Below are 14461 nucleotides of genomic sequence, written 5' to 3' on the forward strand. Positions count from 1 at the left end.
GCGGCTGCGGCCGGCGGCGGCTCGTTCAGCCTGCCGGAGCGGCCGCCGGTGGCGGGGCGCCGTGCGCCCAGGTGTGCAGCACCTGGGCAGCGTCGCCGACACCGCGCCGGCTCAGCGCCGAGAACAGCGCGAGGCTCAGGTCGGCATCGTCGGTCGCCAACTGGCCGAGCACGCCCTGCGCCGCGGCGAGCGAGGCATCGGCCTCGCGGCGGTTGAGCTTGTCGGCCTTGGTCAGCAGCACCAGCAGCTTGATCTCTCCGGTGCCGACACGCGGCGCCACGAAGGCCAGCAGTTGCTGATCGAGTTCGGTGAAGCCCAGCCGCGAATCGACCATCAGCACCACGCCCGACAGGCTGCGTCGCGTTTCCAGGTACTCCGCCATCACCTGCTGCCAGCGCAGCTTCGCGCCGCGCGCGACCGCCGCGTAGCCGTAACCCGGCAGGTCGGCGAACAGCGCATCGGGCGCATCCTTCGGGCCGAGCGAGAACAGGTTGATGTGTTGGGTGCGGCCGGGGGTCTTCGATGCGAAGGCCAGCCGCTTCTGCTGCGTCAGCAGGTTGATCGCGGTGGACTTGCCGGCGTTCGAACGGCCCACGAAGGCGATCTCCGGCAGCTCGTTGACCGGCAGGTGTTCCATCCGCGCGGCGGTGGTGAGAAAGCGGGCGGTGTGGGTCCAGGCCAGCGCCACTTTGGCGGGGTCCGGGACCGCCGGAGTGGGCGAGTTCATGCGGCATTGTAAAATCGACGGTTAGCCGACGGGTCGGACCCGTTCGCCACCCACTCCTCCATCGCTCGCCCATGAAGTCTTTCCTGTCGTTCCTGTTGGCCGCCGCCCTCGTGACCCCGGTTCTGGCGGAGGAGGCCAAGGCGCCTGCCAAGCCCGACCTCAAGAAGGGCGAGGCGATCTCCACGGCGGTCTGTGCCGCCTGCCACACCGCCGACGGCTCGCGTGGCAGCCCGGCCAACCCCATCCTGGCCGGCCAGCACCCCGAGTACCTAGCCAAGCAATTGGCCGAGTTCAAGTCGGGCAAGCGCAACAACGCCATCATGAAGGGCTTCGCATCGACCTTGAGCGAGGACGACATGCGCAACGTGGCGGCGTTCTATGGCAGCAAGCAGGCCAAGCCGGGCTTCGCGAAGCACAAGGACACGGTGACGCTGGGCCAGCAGATCTACCGCGGCGGCATCGCCGACAAGCAGGTGCCGGCCTGTGCCGGCTGCCACAGCCCGACCGGGGCAGGCATCCCGGCCCAGTACCCGCGCGTCGGCGGCCAGCATGCCGACTACACCGAGGCGCAACTGGTGGCCTTCCGTGGTGGCGTGCGCAACAACAACGCGCAGATGAGCGTCATCGCGGCCAAGCTCAGCGACAAGGAGCTCAAGGCCGTCGCCGACTACATCGCCGGGCTGCGCTGACCGCGGCGCGTTCGCGCGATTTTCAGAAGGCCGGCGCTACGCCGGCCTTCGCGCTTGTGCGATGCCTGGCCCGACGACACCGAATCGCCCCGCAACGGCTGCTGCGGTTGAACTTTCGGGCCGCTGCCGCCTCTGCCTGTTCGCCCTGAGTCGAATCGATCCCTCCTCATGACCGTCAGCACCACCGGCCTCGAACTGCCGACCCGTTCGCGCACGCTGCGCGAAGCGGTCGAGGTGCTGTCGTCGATGCGTTTCTCGATCACGCTGCTGACCGTGATCTGCATCGCCTCGGTCATCGGCACCGTGGTGCGGCAGCGCGAGTCGATGAACAGCTATGTCAACCAGTTCGGGCCGTTCTGGGCGCGGGTGTTCGATGCGCTCGACCTCTATGCGGTCTACAGCGCCTGGTGGTTCCTGCTGATCCTGGCCTTCCTGGTCGCGTCGACCAGCCTGTGCATCGCGCGCAACGCGCCGAAGATCCTGCTCGATCTCAAGGCCTACAAGGAGCAGATCCGCGCGAGCAGCCTCAAGTCCTTCCACCACCGCGCCGAAGGCACGCTCGACGAACCGCGCGCCGACGTGCTGGCCCGGGTGTCCGCGCTGCTGGCCACCAGCGGCTGGAAGGCCAAGCTGCAGGAACGCGAGGGCGGGGTGATGGTGGCGGCCCGGAAGGGCGCCGCCAACAAGCTCGGCTACCTGGCCGCGCACTCGGCGATCGTGCTGATCTGCATCGGCGGACTGTTCGACGGCGACCTGGTGGTGCGTGCGCAGATGGCGCTGTTCGGCAAGTCGGCCTGGCCTGGCGCCGGCCTGCTGCGCAACGTGCCGGCCGAGCACGTGCTGTCTGAGGGCAACCCCACCTACCGCGGCAACATCCTGGTCGGCGAAGGCCAGCGCGGCGGTACCGCGGTGATCCAGCTGAAGGACGGCGTGGTGCTGCAGCCGCTGCCCTTCGACATCGAGCTGAAGAAGTTCCTGGTCGACTTCTACCCGACCGGCATGCCCAAGCGCTTCGCGAGCGACATCGTGCTGCACGACCGCGACACCGGTGCCACGCGCAGTGCGACGGTCAAGGTCAACGAGCCGGTGCAGCATCGCGGCGTGATGATCTACCTGTCGAGCTTCGAGGACGGCGGCTCGAAGCTCAAACTGCAGGGCTGGCCGCTGGGCGGCGGGACGCCGTTCCAGATGGACGGCGAGGTCGGCACCGAGACCAGGATCCAGAGCGAGCGCGACGGCCAGACGCTCGGCCTCGATTTCACCGGGCTGCGCGTCATCAACGTCGAGAACCTCGCGGCGGTCGATGCGAGTGGCGGTACCGACGTGCGCAAGGTCGATCTCGTCAACCGGCTCGAGAGCCACCTCGGTTCGGGCGCGAAGACGCGCACCGAGAAGACATTGCAGAACGTCGGCCCGTCGATCAGCTACAAGCTGCGCGACGCGGCCGGCCAGGCCCGCGAGTACAACAACTACATGCTGCCGCTGACGCTGGACGGCCAGCGCGTCTTCCTCGCCGGCGTGCGCGAGACGCCCGACGAGCCGTTCCGCTATCTCCGAATCCCGGCGGACGACGCCGATGGCCTGGCCGGCTGGATGCGGCTGCGCGGCGGTCTGACCGAGCGCGCGCTGCGCGAGGCCGCGGTGCAGCGCTACGTGGCCCGCGCCACGCCGGCCGACAAGCCCGAACTGTCCGAGCAGCTGGCGGTATCGGCGCGGCGCGCGCTGGACCTGTACGCCGGCATCGAGCCGGTGCGTGCCGGCGAGCCGGCGGTCGGCGGGTTGCAGGCGCTGTCGGGCTTCCTGGAGGCCAGCGTGCCGGAAGCCGACCGCGAGCGCACCTCGGAAGTGCTGCTGCGCATCCTCAACGGCACGCTGTTCGAGTTGCTGAACCTGACGCGCGAGCGTGCCTCACTCAAGCCCCTGGTGCCCGACGAGGCCACGCAGGCCTTCATGACGCAGGCCGTGCTGTCCCTCTCGGATGCCTTCTTCTATCCGGCGCCGGTGCTGCTGGCGCTGGACGACTACACCCAGGTGCAGGCCAGCGTGTTCCAGGTGACGCGCACGCCGGGCAAGACGCTGGTCTATCTCGGCTGCCTGTTCCTGATCGTCGGCGTGTTCGCGATGCTCTACGTGCGCGAACGCCGGCTGTGGGTGTGGCTCGAGGACGCACCCGACAGCGGCGGCACGCGCCTGACCACCGCGCTGTCGTCGACCCGCCAGACGCTCGACACCGACCGCGAGTTCGAACAGCTCCGCGACAGCCTGCTACCGAAGGGAAGCGCATGAACACCACGACCCCCCAGACCGCCACGCTGACGATCGGCCGCGGCGGCTACTTCGCGCAGCGCAGCGCGTTCGATTGGATCTTCGCGCTGCTGGTGGTGGCCGGTGCCGGCCATGCCTTCAGCCGCTACGGCGCGCACATGGACGGCTACGAGCTCGGCATTCTGGCCGGCGCCACGCCGCTCGTGATCGGCCTGGGCTGGTTCTGGGGGCCGCTGCGCGGTCTGGCGATCGCCGTCGCGCTGGCCAGCTTCCTCGCGATCGGCCTCTACAGCCGCGCGACCGACGGGTTCGGCGCCGACCTCGAGGCCGGGCAGCAGTTGTTCCTGCTGAAGTACCTGTTCGCGAGCCAGACCGCGATCCTGTGGATGTGCACGCTGTTCTTCATGAGCACGCTGTTCTACTGGATCGGCTTCCTCAAGCAGCGCGACAGCCAGGCCACCGCCGAGAAGATCGGTTCGCTGCTGGCCTGGGGCGCGGTGTTCATGGCGCTCACCGGCACCATGGTGCGCTGGTACGAGAGCCACCAGATCGGCGCCGACATCGGGCACATCCCGGTCAGCAACCTCTACGAGGTGTTCGTCCTGTTCGCCTGGATGACGGCGCTGTTCTACCTGTACTTCGAGGCGAACTACCTGCAGCGCGCCGCCAGCACCGCCAGCGGCCGGGCCGCCAACGCCGGCAGCGGCGAGGGCAGCGTGCGCTCCCTGGGTGCCTTCGTGATGCTGATCGTCAGCGCGTCGGTCGGCTTCCTGCTCTGGTACACGGTGGCGCGCGAGGCGCAGGAGATCCAGCCGCTGGTGCCGGCACTGCAGAGCTGGTGGATGAAGGTGCATGTGCCGGCCAACTTCGTCGGCTACGGCACCTTCGCGCTCGCGGCGATGGTCGCCTGGGCCTACCTGCTGAAGACGGCCGCGACGCGGGCGCTGGTAGTCGCCTTCATCGCCCTGCCGGTGGGCCTGCTCGCGGTGCTGGGCGCCTTCGCGGCGTTCGCGCCGCTGCAGGCCGAAACGGTGGGTTCGCTCGGCTCGGCGATGCGCCTGATCGGCGGCGTCGGTGCCTTCTTCGCGCTGACGCTGGCACTGCGCCGGCCGATCGTCGCCAAGCTGCCGTCGCTGGAACTGCTCGACGACGTGATGTACCGCGCCATCGCGGTCGGCTTCGCCTTCTTCACGATCGCGACCGTGCTGGGCGCGCTGTGGGCCGCCGAGGCCTGGGGCGGCTACTGGAGCTGGGACCCGAAGGAGACCTGGGCGCTGATCGTCTGGCTCAACTACGCGGCCTGGCTGCACATGCGGCTGATGAAGGGCCTGCGCGGCACCGTGGCCGCCTGGTGGGCGCTGGTCGGCCTGGTGGTCACCACCTTTGCCTTCCTCGGCGTGAACATGTTCCTGTCGGGCCTGCACTCCTACGGGCAGTTGTAAGCGGCAGGACGCCGCGCCGATTAAAGTCGGCAACGCCATGCCCTATGCCCTGCGCCACACCGACGGCCGCGTCCTGAGCCTGCACCGCAACCCGGAAGCGGGCGCGGAGTTCCTTCCGCCCGACCACCCGGAGGTGCAGGCCTTCGTCGGCGCGGGCAGCACGCCGCAGAGCGAGTTCGCGAGGCTCGACGCAGACGTCGTGCGCGTGCTGGAAGACCTGATCGACGTGCTGATCGCCCGCCAGGTGCTGCGCATCACCGACCTGCCGGTGCAGGCGCAGGAGAAGCTGTACGCGCGCAAGAGCTTCCGAGACCGCAAGCCGGCCCAGGCGCTTCGCCTGTACGGCGACGAAGACGACGGCATCCTGTCCACCGATTTCTCGGCCCTCTGACGAATCGCCCGGGACGCGTGCCCGGGCTGTAAGGTCGCTCGTCGCGCCGCGACTGTTGTGCAAGGATGTGCGGCCCGTGACGGAACTCCCGCCCGGCGCCGGCCTTCGAACTCCCGCGTTCCTCACCAGGCGACCGACCATGCTGCTTCCTCGACAGGCCCGCTCGGGCCACCTTCACCCCGTGGCCAGCGAGATCACGCCGCGTGCGGCCTACGAGCAGCGGCGCGAGTTCCTGCGCCTGCTGGCCGCTGGCAGCGCCGGCGCTGCACTGGCCGGCTGGGCGCAGCGCGACGCGCTGGCGCAGAGCCCCCGCGCCGGCAAGCTCGCGGCCCTGGCCGGCGCGCGCAGCGGCGTGGCTGGCGCCTCCACGGTCGAGAAACCCACCACCTACGCCGACGCCACCAGCTACAACAACTTCTACGAATTCGGCACTGGCAAGGAAGACCCGGTGCGCAACGCTGGCAAGCTGCAGACGCGGCCCTGGACGGTGGCGATCGAGGGCGAGGTGAAGAAGCCGCAGACCCTGGGCATCGAGGACCTGCTCAAGCTCGCCCCGATGGAGGAGCGCATCTACCGCCTGCGCTGCGTCGAGGGCTGGTCGATGGTGATCCCGTGGGTCGGCTACTCGCTGGCCGAGCTGATCAAGCGCGTCGAGCCGACCGGCAACGCGAAGTTCATCGAGTTCGTGACCCTGGCCGACCCGAAGCAGATGCCCTTCGTCGGCTCGCGCGTACTGGAATGGCCCTATGTCGAAGGCCTGCGTCTCGACGAGGCGATGCACCCGCTGACGCTGCTGGCCTTCGGCATGTACGGCGAGGTGCTGCCCAACCAGAACGGCGCGCCCGTGCGGCTGGTGGTGCCTTGGAAGTACGGCTTCAAGAGCGCCAAATCCATCGTCAAGATCCGTTTCGTCGAACAGCAGCCGAAGACCGCCTGGTTCAAGGCGGCGTCGCATGAATACGGCTTCTACTCGAACGTGAACCCCAAGGTCGACCACCCGCGCTGGAGCCAGGCCACCGAGCGCCGCATCGGCGAGGACGGCATCTTCCAGAAGAAGCGCCCGACGCAGATGTTCAACGGCTACGAGGCGCAGGTCGGTCAGCTGTACGCGGGCCTCGATCTCGCCAAGAACTTCTGACGATGAGCGCCACGCTGCCGGCGCCCCCGGTTCCGCGCCGTGCCGCGTCGGTGCTGCTGCGGCCGGCCGCCAAGCCGCTGCTGTTCGTCGCGAGCCTGCTGCCGTTCGCCTGGCTGCTCTACGGCGCCCTGGCCAACACGCTGGGCGCCAACCCGGCCGAGGCGCTGATCCGCGCCACCGGCGACTGGACGCTGCGCTTCCTCTGCCTCACGCTGGCCATCACGCCACTGCGGCAATGGACCGGCCAGCCGGCGCTGCTGCGCTTTCGGCGCATGCTGGGCCTGTTCACCTTCTTCTACGGCGTGCTGCACTTCCTCTGCTACGCCTGGCTGGACATGGGCTTCGATCTCGCCGAGATCACGCGCGACATCCCGAAGCGGCCGTTCGCGCTGGTCGGCTTTGCCGCCCTGCTGCTGATGGCGCCGCTGGCGGCCACCTCGTTCAATCGCGCGATCCGGGCGCTGGGCGCGAAGCGCTGGCAGGCGCTGCACCGGCTCATCTACGCGGTGGCGTTGCTCGCCATCCTGCATTTCTTCTGGATGCGGTCGGCCAAGCACAACTATGCGGAGGTCGCGGTCTACGCGGCCATCCTCGCGGTGCTGCTGGGCTGGCGTCTGCTCGCGCGCCTGCGGCGCCGGCCGGTTGCCCCTGGCTGACAGCGACCCGTCAGCTGCGCGGAATCTCCCGCGGGCTGCCGTCCATGTTGATCGCCACATAGGTCAGGTTGGCTTCGGTCACCTTGACCACCACCGGGTCCGCCGGGTTGCGCTCGGCGTAGACCACGACGTGCACCGTGACGGACGTGCGGCCGACGCGCTCGACGCGGGCGTAGAAGCTGAGCAGGTCGCCGACCGACACCGGCTGCTTGAAAACGAACTGATTGACCGCCACTGTGACAATGCGGCCACGCGCCACGCGCGCTGGCAGCACCGCGCCCGCCAGGTCGACCTGGGCCATGATCCAGCCACCGAAGATATCGCCGTTCGGGTTGGCGTCGGCGGGCATCGGCATGACCCGCAGCACGAGCACGAGGTCGGGGTCGACCTGGGTAAGGTTCGCGCCCAGCAGGTTGGGCTGATGGTGCGGGGCGTCGTTCATCGGGCGGGACGTTGGGGTGCGGGTCGTTGTGGAGATTGTGATTGATGCGTCGCGCTGAAACCCTGAGTCCGCCGCCGGCCGCTGCCGGCCCGGCCGCGTCTGCCGCGAGCCCGGCCGCTGCGGCGCGCTCCGACTGGGCCACGCTCGCCAGGCTGCTGCCCTACCTGTGGGTCTACAAGTTCCGCGTGATCGCGGCGCTGGCCTGCCTGATCACGGCCAAGGTCGCCAACGTCGGGGTGCCGCTGCTGCTGAAGCAGCTGGTGGACGCGCTGTCCATCCCGCTGGGCGACCCGCGCGCCGCGCTGGTGGTGCCGGTCGGGCTGCTGCTGGCCTACGGCGCGCTGCGGCTGTCGACCTCGCTGTTCACCGAGCTGCGCGAGCTGGTGTTCGCCAAGGCGACCGAGGGCGCGTCGCGCAGCATCTCGCTGCAGGTGTTCCAGCACCTGCACGCGCTGAGCCTGCGCTTCCACCTCGAGCGCCAGACCGGGGGCATGACGCGCGACATCGAGCGCGGCACGCGCGGCGTGCAGTCGCTGATCTCGTATTCGCTCTACAGCATCCTGCCCACGCTGGTCGAGGTCAGCCTGGTGCTCGGGCTGCTGGCGGTCAAGTTCGACGCGATGTTCGCGTGGATCACGCTGGCCGCGCTGGTGGTCTACATCAGCTTCACGGTGCTCGTGACCGAGTGGCGCACGAAGTTCCGCAAGACGATGAACGAGCTGGACTCGAGCTCCCATTCCAAGGCGATCGACTCGCTGCTGAACTACGAGACCGTCAAATACTTCAACAACGAGGCCTTCGAGGCGAAGCGCTACGACGAGAGCCTCGACCGGCTGCGCCGCGCGAAGCTCAAGTCGCAGTCGACGCTGTCGCTGCTCAACACCGGCCAGCAACTGCTGATCGCCATCGCGCTGATCGCGATGCTGTGGCGCGCCACCGAGGGCGTGGTGTCCGGGCGCATGACGCTGGGCGACCTGGTGATGATCAACGCCTTCATGATCCAGCTCTATATCCCGCTCAACTTCCTGGGCGTGATCTACCGCGAGATCAAGCAGGCGCTGACGGATCTCGACAAGATGTTCGACCTGCTGGAGCGCGAGCGCGAGGTGCGCGACGCACCCGACGCCCAGGAGCTGCACGCCGAGGCGCCGCCGGTCGTGCGCTTCGAGAACGTCGGTTTCGCCTATGAGCCCGCGCGGCCGATCCTGCACGGCCTGAGCTTCGAGATCCCGGCCGGCCACACGATCGCGGTGGTCGGGCCGTCGGGCGCCGGCAAGAGCACCCTGGCGCGGCTGCTGTACCGCTTCTACGACGTGGGCGAGGGCCGCATCACGATCGCTGGCCAGGACATCCGCCAGCTCACGCAGGCCAGCCTGCGCCGCGCCATCGGCATCGTGCCGCAGGACACCGTGCTGTTCAACGACACCGTGGCCTATAACATCGCCTACGGTCGGCCCGGGGCGAGCCAGGCCGAGATCGAGGCGGCGGCCCAGGCGGCGCGCATCCACGGCTTCATCGCGTCGACTCCGAAGGGCTACGGCACGATGGTCGGCGAACGCGGCCTGAAGCTCAGCGGCGGCGAGAAGCAACGCGTGGCGATCGCGCGCACACTGCTGAAGAATCCGCCGATCGTGATCTTCGACGAGGCCACCTCGGCGCTCGATTCAGCGAACGAGCGGGCCATCCAGGCGGAGCTGCAGACCGCGGCGCGCAACAAGACGGCGCTGGTCATCGCGCACCGGCTGTCGACCGTGGTCGATGCCGATCAGATCCTGGTGATGGAAGCGGGCCGCATCGTCGAGCGCGGCACGCATGCCGAACTGCTGGCCCGCGAAGGGCGCTACGCGCAGATGTGGGCGCTGCAGCAGCAAGGCGGCGCCGAGGCGGCGGCCGACGTCGCCGCGTCGTGAGCCGCGAGGGGCCGTTCAGCCCGCGCTCGGACCGCCGGCGGGCGGGGTGCCGGCCGCCGGCGGCGCATTGTCCGTGGCCTCGCCGGCCTCGGGCTCGCTGCCCTCGCCCGATCCGGTGGACTTGCGCTTGAGCTTCTCTTCCTTCTTGCGCTTCTTCGCCAGCTCGCGCTGGCGCTTCTCGTAGGAATAGTTCGGGGTGGCCAATCAGCCCTCCTGGGTGTCAGTGCCTGCATGGTAACCGGGCAGGCCTTCCTGCAGCAGCCGCGCCAGCAGCGCGGCCGGGGTCGTGCCGTCGGCTTCGGCGGCCGCGTGGAGTGCCGCCACCAGCGGCGCCGGCAGCTTGGTGGCGAACGGCACCAGCCCGGCGGCCTGGTCGAGGCGGCGCTGCTCGCGCCGGTCGAGCGCCGGCGCGGCCGCCGCGCCGAAGCGTTGCGGTGTGCCAGACTGCGCGAGCCGCCCCAGGGTCCTCTTGGCCTTGTCCTTCTCCAGATCGAATTTCTTGCTCGGCATCGCGACACTCCATGGCTCTCAAATCAACGGTCTTCAAGGCCGAACTCCAGGTCGCCGACATGGACCGTGCCCACTACGGCACCCATGCGCTGACGCTGGCCCAGCACCCGTCGGAGAACGACGAGCGGATGATGGTGCGGCTGCTCGCCTACGCCTTGCACGCCGAAGGCGAGGATCAGGCGCCATTGTCGTTCGCCAACGCGATGACCGAGATGGACGAGCCCGACCTGTGGCGCCGCAGCCTGGTCGGGGACATCGAGCTGTGGGTCGATGTCGGCCAGCCGGAAGAGAAATGGGTGCGCAAGGCCAGCCACCGCTCGCGCGAGGTGGTGCTCTACATCTACGGCCGCAACGGCAGCCTGTGGTGGGGGCAGAACCGCGGGCCGCTGGAGAAGCTGGCGAACCTGCGAGTTCGCCAGGTCCCCGCCGAGGCGAGCACGGCGCTCGCGCTGCTGGCCCGCCGCAACATGAAGCTGCAGTGCACGGTGCAGGACGGGACGGTCTGGCTCGGTGATGGCGACGCGACCGTGGAGGTGGAGCTGGTGGAGCTGAAGGAAGCCGTGCTCCGCTGAGCCGACGCCGGCACGCCGGGCGCTGGCTACACTGCGGCGCGTGGAGACCAAGTGGCTGGAAGACTTCGTGAGCCTGGCCGAGACGCGCAGCTTCTCGCGCTCGGCGCAGTTGCGCCACGTCACCCAGCCGGCGTTCTCGCGCCGGATCCAGGCGCTGGAGGCCTGGGCCGGCACCGATCTGGTCGACCGCTCGTCCTACCCGACCCGCCTCACGCCGGCCGGCGAGAGCTTCCACGCCCAGGCCCTGGAGATCCTGGTGGCGCTGCAGGCCACCCGCAACCTGCTGCGCGGTCACCGGGCCGCCGGGCCGGACATGATCGAGTTCGCGGTGCCCCACACGCTGGCATTCGCCTTCTTTCCGCACTGGATCATGGAGCTCAACCGCGACCTGAAGCGCGAATCCGGTGCGCTGAAGAGCCGCCTGATCGCGCTCAATGTGCACGACGCGGTGCTGCGCCTGACCGAGGGTAGCTGCGACCTGCTGATCGCCTACCACCACCCGGCCCAGCCGCTGCAGCTCAACACCGACCGCTACGAGATGCTCACGCTCGGCGAGGAGTCGCTGCGCGCCTACGCCAAGGCCGGGCCGGACGGCGAGCCGCTGTTCCGCCTGCCCGGGCGTGATCGCGAGCGGGTGCCCTTCCTGGGCTACGCCAGCGGGGCCTACCTCGGGCAACTGGTCGACCTGATCATCAAGCAGACGCCGCTGCCGGTGCTGCTTGACCCGATCTACGAGACCGACATGGCCGAAGGCCTGAAGGCGATGGCGCTCGAGGGCCACGGCCTGGCCTTCCTGCCGGCCAGTTCGGTGCGCAAGGAGCTGAAGACGCGCAAGCTGGTGCCGGCCGCGCCGTCGGGCAGCTTCGAGCTCAGCATGGAGGTGCGCATCTACCGCGAGCGCCCCGAGGTCGCGAAGCACATGAAGCCCGGCGTCCGGGCGTTGTGGGCGCACCTGCTCCAGGCCGGTGCCGGGCCCTTGTCGGCCGGCGTGCTGCCGCGGGCGGCTGCCTGAGGCGCCGAACCCCGGTGTGGCACGAACCCTGCTCGCATCTTGGTTCCGTGAACCTGTGGCGACCCCGTATGGCCTGCGCGCCGAGCCTCCTGTAGATTTTTGCTCTTCCGTTACCGATACCCTGAAGGAGTCTTCATGAAGAAATCGCTCTTGATCCTCGTGACCGCGCTGGCCGCCACCGGCCTTGCCCAGGCCGAGGACACCCTGAAGAAGGTCAAGGACTCCGGCGCCATCACCCTCGGGGTGCGCGAGTCCTCCGGGGTCCTGTCCTACACGCTGGGCGGTGCCAAGTACGTCGGCTACCACGTGGCGATCTGCGAGAAGGCGGTCGAGGACATCGAGAAGGCGGTCGGCCGCAAGGTCAAGGTCAGCTACCAGCCGGTGACGTCTCAGAACCGCATCCCGCTGGTGCAGAACGGTACCGTCGACCTCGAGTGCGGCTCGACCACCAACAACGCCACTCGCCAGAAGGACGTGGCCTTCGCCAATACCACCTTCGTCGAGGAAGTGCGGATGGCGGTCAAGAGCAGCTCGGGCATCAAGTCGATCGCCGACCTGCAGGGCAAGACGGTGGCCACGACCACCGGCACGACCTCGGTGCAGACGCTGCGCAAGAACAAGCGGGCCGAGAACATGGAGTTCAAGGAAGTGTTCGGCAAGGACCACTCCGACAGCTTCCTGCTGGTCGACAGTGGCCGCGCCGACGTGTTCGTGATGGACGGCAGCCTGCTGGCCGGCCTGATCGCGCGCAGCAAGAACCCGGCGGACTTCAAGATCGTCGGCGAGGTGCTGTCCGTGGAGCCGATCGCCATCATGATGCGCAAGGACGACGAGGCGCTGCTGAAGCTCGTCAATGCGACGATCGCGAGCATGGTCAAGTCGGGCGAGATCAATGCGCTCTACGACAAGTGGTTCATGCAGCCCACGCCGCCCACCGGCGCGAAGGTCGGCCTCGCGATGAGCGAGAACCTCAAGGCTGCGCTGAAGAGCCCCAACAACAAGCCGATGGAAGACTACGCGAAGAAGTGATCCAGACAGACCAGGCCGGGGCGACCGCGTCGCCCCGGCTTGAGTCGGGCGCGCGATAAGGGTACAACCCAACCGCGCCGTTCCACCGGGCGCAGATATCGCGCTCGCGCACCCCAGGAAAGGGAGGCCTCGTGGCCGCATGGGACTGGCAGGTGTTCTGCAAGAACACGCTCGATGGCGAGGTCATCCCGCGCTGCTTCGGCAGCGGTGGCGACATCACCTATCTCGACTGGATGATCTCGGCCTGGGGCTGGACGCTGTCGGTGGCGCTGCTGGCGCTGCTGGTCGCACTGGTCGTCGGCTCGCTGGTCGGCATCCTGCGCACGCTGCCCGACAAGCGGCTGGTGTTCGTGGGCAATGCGTGGACCGAGATCTTCCGCAACGTGCCACTGCTGGTGCAGGTGTTCCTCTGGTACCACGTGATCCCGTCGGTCTTCACCAGCCTCCAGAGGGTGCCCAGCTTCGCGCTGGTGGTGTTCGCCCTGGGCTTCTTCACCTCGGCTCGCATCGCCGAGCAGGTCAAGGCGGGCATCCAGAGCCTGCCGCGCGGCCAGAGCTACGCCGGCCTCGCGATGGGCCTCACGCTGGGGCAGACCTACCGCTACGTGCTGCTGCCGATGGCGTTCCGCATCGTCATCCCGCCGCTCACCAGCGAATCGATGAACATCGTCAAGAACTCGTCGGTCGCCTTCGCCGTGAGCATCGCCGAGCTCACCATGTTCGCGATGCAGGCGCAGGAGGAAACATCGCGCGGGATCGAGGTCTATCTGGCGGTGACGGCCCTTTACTTCATCTCGGCCTTTGCCATCAACCGCATCATGATGGTCGTCGAGGAGCGCCTGCGCGTGCCCGGCATGGCGGCGGGAGGCAAATGATGAACCCCCACGTCCCTTTGCTCCTTCCCCCCAAGGGGGCTCAGCCTGCCCTTGGGGCGGCCCGGCGGGAGGCCTGAGATGCTCAACCTCGACTTTTCCTTCCTGAGCTGGGACGTCGTCTCCGGCTTCGTCCTCAAGGGTCTCGTCTTCTCGGTGCAGCTCACGCTGATCGCGATGGTCGGCGGCATCGTGCTGGGCACGCTGCTGGCGCTGATGCGGCTGTCGGGCAAGAAGTGGCTGGTGATGCCGGCGGCGTTCTACGTCAACACGCTGCGCTCCATCCCGCTGGTGATGGTGATCCTGTGGTTCTTCCTGCTGATCCCGCTGCTGATCGGGCGACCGATGGGGGCCGAGCTGTCGGCCATCATCACGTTCACGGTGTTCGAGGCGGCCTACTACTCCGAGATCATGCGCGCCGGCATCCAGAGCGTGCCCAAGGGGCAGGTCTATGCCGGCTATGCGGTCGGCATGACCTACTCGCAGAGCATGCAGCTGATCGTGCTGCCGCAGGCCTTCCGCAACATGCTGCCGGTGCTGATGACGCAGACCATCATCCTGTTCCAGGACACCTCGCTGGTCTACGCGATCGGTGCCTACGACCTGCTCAAGGGCTTCGAGGTCGCCGGCAAGAATTTCAACCGCCCGGTCGAGACCTACCTGGTCGCTGCCGTCGTCTACTTCGTGATCTGCTTCAGCCTGTCGATGCTCGTGCGCCGGCTGCAGAAGAAGATCGCCATCATCCGGTAACTGTTGACCCCCCGGCTGCGGCGTACCGCTGCCTACCCCCCGCGGGGGTGCTCGAA

Annotated in this window: 16 protein-coding genes; 12 read left to right on the top strand and 4 right to left on the bottom strand. The window is 68.4% G+C overall.

What is annotated here, in order from left to right; translation table 11 throughout:
- Positions 1–25: 25 nt before the first annotated feature.
- The gene (gene yihA / locus ASC67_RS17120) at positions 26–727 is read right to left on the bottom strand and encodes a ribosome biogenesis GTP-binding protein YihA/YsxC (protein ID WP_056324396.1); all 702 of its coding nucleotides are present in this window, start codon (positions 725–727) and stop codon (positions 26–28) included.
- Between the two features lie 71 nt (positions 728–798).
- Between yihA and ASC67_RS17125 the strand changes: the two genes are divergently transcribed.
- From ASC67_RS17125 to ASC67_RS17150, 6 genes are all read left to right on the top strand, one after another.
- Complete coding sequence (locus ASC67_RS17125) at positions 799–1416, top strand: cytochrome c (protein ID WP_056324399.1); 618 nt, start codon at positions 799–801, stop codon at positions 1414–1416.
- 168 nt (positions 1417–1584) lie between these two features.
- Entirely contained in the window at positions 1585–3702 is a 2118-nt protein-coding gene (locus ASC67_RS17130) for a cytochrome c biogenesis protein ResB (protein ID WP_056324401.1), read from the top strand.
- The gene (ccsB, locus tag ASC67_RS17135; protein WP_056324405.1) at positions 3699–5123 is read left to right on the top strand and encodes a c-type cytochrome biogenesis protein CcsB; all 1425 of its coding nucleotides are present in this window, start codon (positions 3699–3701) and stop codon (positions 5121–5123) included. The genes ASC67_RS17130 and ccsB overlap by 4 nt, the downstream gene beginning before the upstream one ends.
- A gap of 37 nt (positions 5124–5160) precedes the next feature.
- Positions 5161–5514 carry a hypothetical protein gene (locus ASC67_RS17140; RefSeq protein ID WP_082536092.1) on the top strand — a complete coding sequence of 118 codons (354 nt, stop codon included), beginning with the start codon at positions 5161–5163 and terminating at the stop codon, positions 5512–5514.
- 139 nt (positions 5515–5653) lie between these two features.
- Positions 5654–6652 (top strand): protein-methionine-sulfoxide reductase catalytic subunit MsrP, encoded by a 999-nt coding sequence (msrP, locus tag ASC67_RS17145; RefSeq protein ID WP_056324408.1) that lies wholly within the window; start codon positions 5654–5656, stop codon positions 6650–6652.
- Between the two features lie 2 nt (positions 6653–6654).
- Positions 6655–7308 (top strand): sulfite oxidase heme-binding subunit YedZ, encoded by a 654-nt coding sequence (locus tag ASC67_RS17150; RefSeq protein ID WP_056324413.1) that lies wholly within the window; start codon positions 6655–6657, stop codon positions 7306–7308.
- A gap of 10 nt (positions 7309–7318) precedes the next feature.
- On the opposite strand, the gene ASC67_RS17155 is transcribed toward ASC67_RS17150, so the two are convergent.
- Positions 7319–7750 carry an acyl-CoA thioesterase gene (locus tag ASC67_RS17155; protein WP_056324419.1) on the bottom strand — a complete coding sequence of 144 codons (432 nt, stop codon included), beginning with the start codon at positions 7748–7750 and terminating at the stop codon, positions 7319–7321.
- Positions 7751–7794: 44 nt separating this feature from the next.
- On the opposite strand from ASC67_RS17155, the gene ASC67_RS17160 reads away from it, so the two are divergent.
- Positions 7795–9660 carry an ABC transporter ATP-binding protein/permease gene (locus tag ASC67_RS17160; protein WP_056324421.1) on the top strand — a complete coding sequence of 622 codons (1866 nt, stop codon included), beginning with the start codon at positions 7795–7797 and terminating at the stop codon, positions 9658–9660.
- Positions 9661–9675: 15 nt separating this feature from the next.
- Here the strand turns inward: ASC67_RS17160 and ASC67_RS17165 are convergent, their stop codons facing one another.
- Together ASC67_RS17165 and ASC67_RS17170 are read right to left on the bottom strand one after the other, a co-directional pair.
- Positions 9676–9864: a hypothetical protein gene (locus ASC67_RS17165; RefSeq protein WP_056324425.1), complete on the bottom strand. Its 189-nt coding sequence runs from the start codon at positions 9862–9864 to the stop codon at positions 9676–9678.
- Positions 9865–10170: a hypothetical protein gene (locus tag ASC67_RS17170; protein ID WP_056324428.1), complete on the bottom strand. Its 306-nt coding sequence runs from the start codon at positions 10168–10170 to the stop codon at positions 9865–9867.
- A gap of 11 nt (positions 10171–10181) precedes the next feature.
- On the opposite strand from ASC67_RS17170, the gene ASC67_RS17175 reads away from it, so the two are divergent.
- The 5 genes from ASC67_RS17175 to ASC67_RS17195 all read left to right on the top strand — a co-directional run bounded on the left by ASC67_RS17175 (position 10182) and on the right by ASC67_RS17195 (position 14405).
- A complete protein-coding gene (locus ASC67_RS17175) occupies positions 10182–10742 on the top strand; it encodes a YaeQ family protein (RefSeq protein ID WP_056324433.1) in 561 nt (186 codons plus the stop codon).
- Positions 10743–10782: 40 nt separating this feature from the next.
- On the top strand, positions 10783–11754 hold the full coding sequence (locus ASC67_RS17180; protein WP_200946971.1) for a LysR family transcriptional regulator: 972 nt from the start codon (positions 10783–10785) through the stop codon (positions 11752–11754).
- A 135-nt stretch (positions 11755–11889) separates the two neighbouring features.
- Positions 11890–12783 carry an amino acid ABC transporter substrate-binding protein gene (locus ASC67_RS17185; RefSeq protein WP_056324438.1) on the top strand — a complete coding sequence of 298 codons (894 nt, stop codon included), beginning with the start codon at positions 11890–11892 and terminating at the stop codon, positions 12781–12783.
- Positions 12784–12914: 131 nt separating this feature from the next.
- Complete coding sequence (locus ASC67_RS17190) at positions 12915–13658, top strand: amino acid ABC transporter permease (protein WP_056324442.1); 744 nt, start codon at positions 12915–12917, stop codon at positions 13656–13658.
- A gap of 78 nt (positions 13659–13736) precedes the next feature.
- Positions 13737–14405, top strand: a complete 669-nt coding sequence (locus ASC67_RS17195; protein ID WP_056324446.1) for an amino acid ABC transporter permease — start codon at positions 13737–13739, stop codon at positions 14403–14405.
- Positions 14406–14461: the final 56 nt, after the last annotated feature.

Origin of the sequence: Methylibium sp. Root1272 (assembly GCF_001425905.1) — a bacterium.
In the GTDB taxonomy this organism is placed as follows: Bacteria; Pseudomonadota; Gammaproteobacteria; order Burkholderiales; family Burkholderiaceae_C; genus Methylibium.

Bases quoted from the DNA above. Each gene is read 5' to 3' on its own strand.
- ASC67_RS17160 (WP_056324421.1), top strand. From the start codon at position 7,795: ATGCGTCGCGCTGAAACCCTGAGTCCGCCGCCGGCCGCTGCCGGCCCG.
- ccsB (WP_056324405.1), top strand. From the start codon at position 3,699: ATGAACACCACGACCCCCCAGACCGCCACGCTGACGATCGGCCGCGGC.
- ASC67_RS17155 (WP_056324419.1), bottom strand. From the start codon at position 7,750: ATGAACGACGCCCCGCACCATCAGCCCAACCTGCTGGGCGCGAACCTT.
- ASC67_RS17140 (WP_082536092.1), top strand. From the start codon at position 5,161: ATGCCCTATGCCCTGCGCCACACCGACGGCCGCGTCCTGAGCCTGCAC.
- ASC67_RS17150 (WP_056324413.1), top strand. From the start codon at position 6,655: ATGAGCGCCACGCTGCCGGCGCCCCCGGTTCCGCGCCGTGCCGCGTCG.
- ASC67_RS17170 (WP_056324428.1), bottom strand. From the start codon at position 10,170: ATGCCGAGCAAGAAATTCGATCTGGAGAAGGACAAGGCCAAGAGGACC.
- ASC67_RS17125 (WP_056324399.1), top strand. From the start codon at position 799: ATGAAGTCTTTCCTGTCGTTCCTGTTGGCCGCCGCCCTCGTGACCCCG.
- ASC67_RS17185 (WP_056324438.1), top strand. From the start codon at position 11,890: ATGAAGAAATCGCTCTTGATCCTCGTGACCGCGCTGGCCGCCACCGGC.
- ASC67_RS17195 (WP_056324446.1), top strand. From the start codon at position 13,737: ATGCTCAACCTCGACTTTTCCTTCCTGAGCTGGGACGTCGTCTCCGGC.
- ASC67_RS17130 (WP_056324401.1), top strand. From the start codon at position 1,585: ATGACCGTCAGCACCACCGGCCTCGAACTGCCGACCCGTTCGCGCACG.
- msrP (WP_056324408.1), top strand. From the start codon at position 5,654: ATGCTGCTTCCTCGACAGGCCCGCTCGGGCCACCTTCACCCCGTGGCC.
- ASC67_RS17175 (WP_056324433.1), top strand. From the start codon at position 10,182: ATGGCTCTCAAATCAACGGTCTTCAAGGCCGAACTCCAGGTCGCCGAC.
- yihA (WP_056324396.1), bottom strand. From the start codon at position 727: ATGAACTCGCCCACTCCGGCGGTCCCGGACCCCGCCAAAGTGGCGCTG.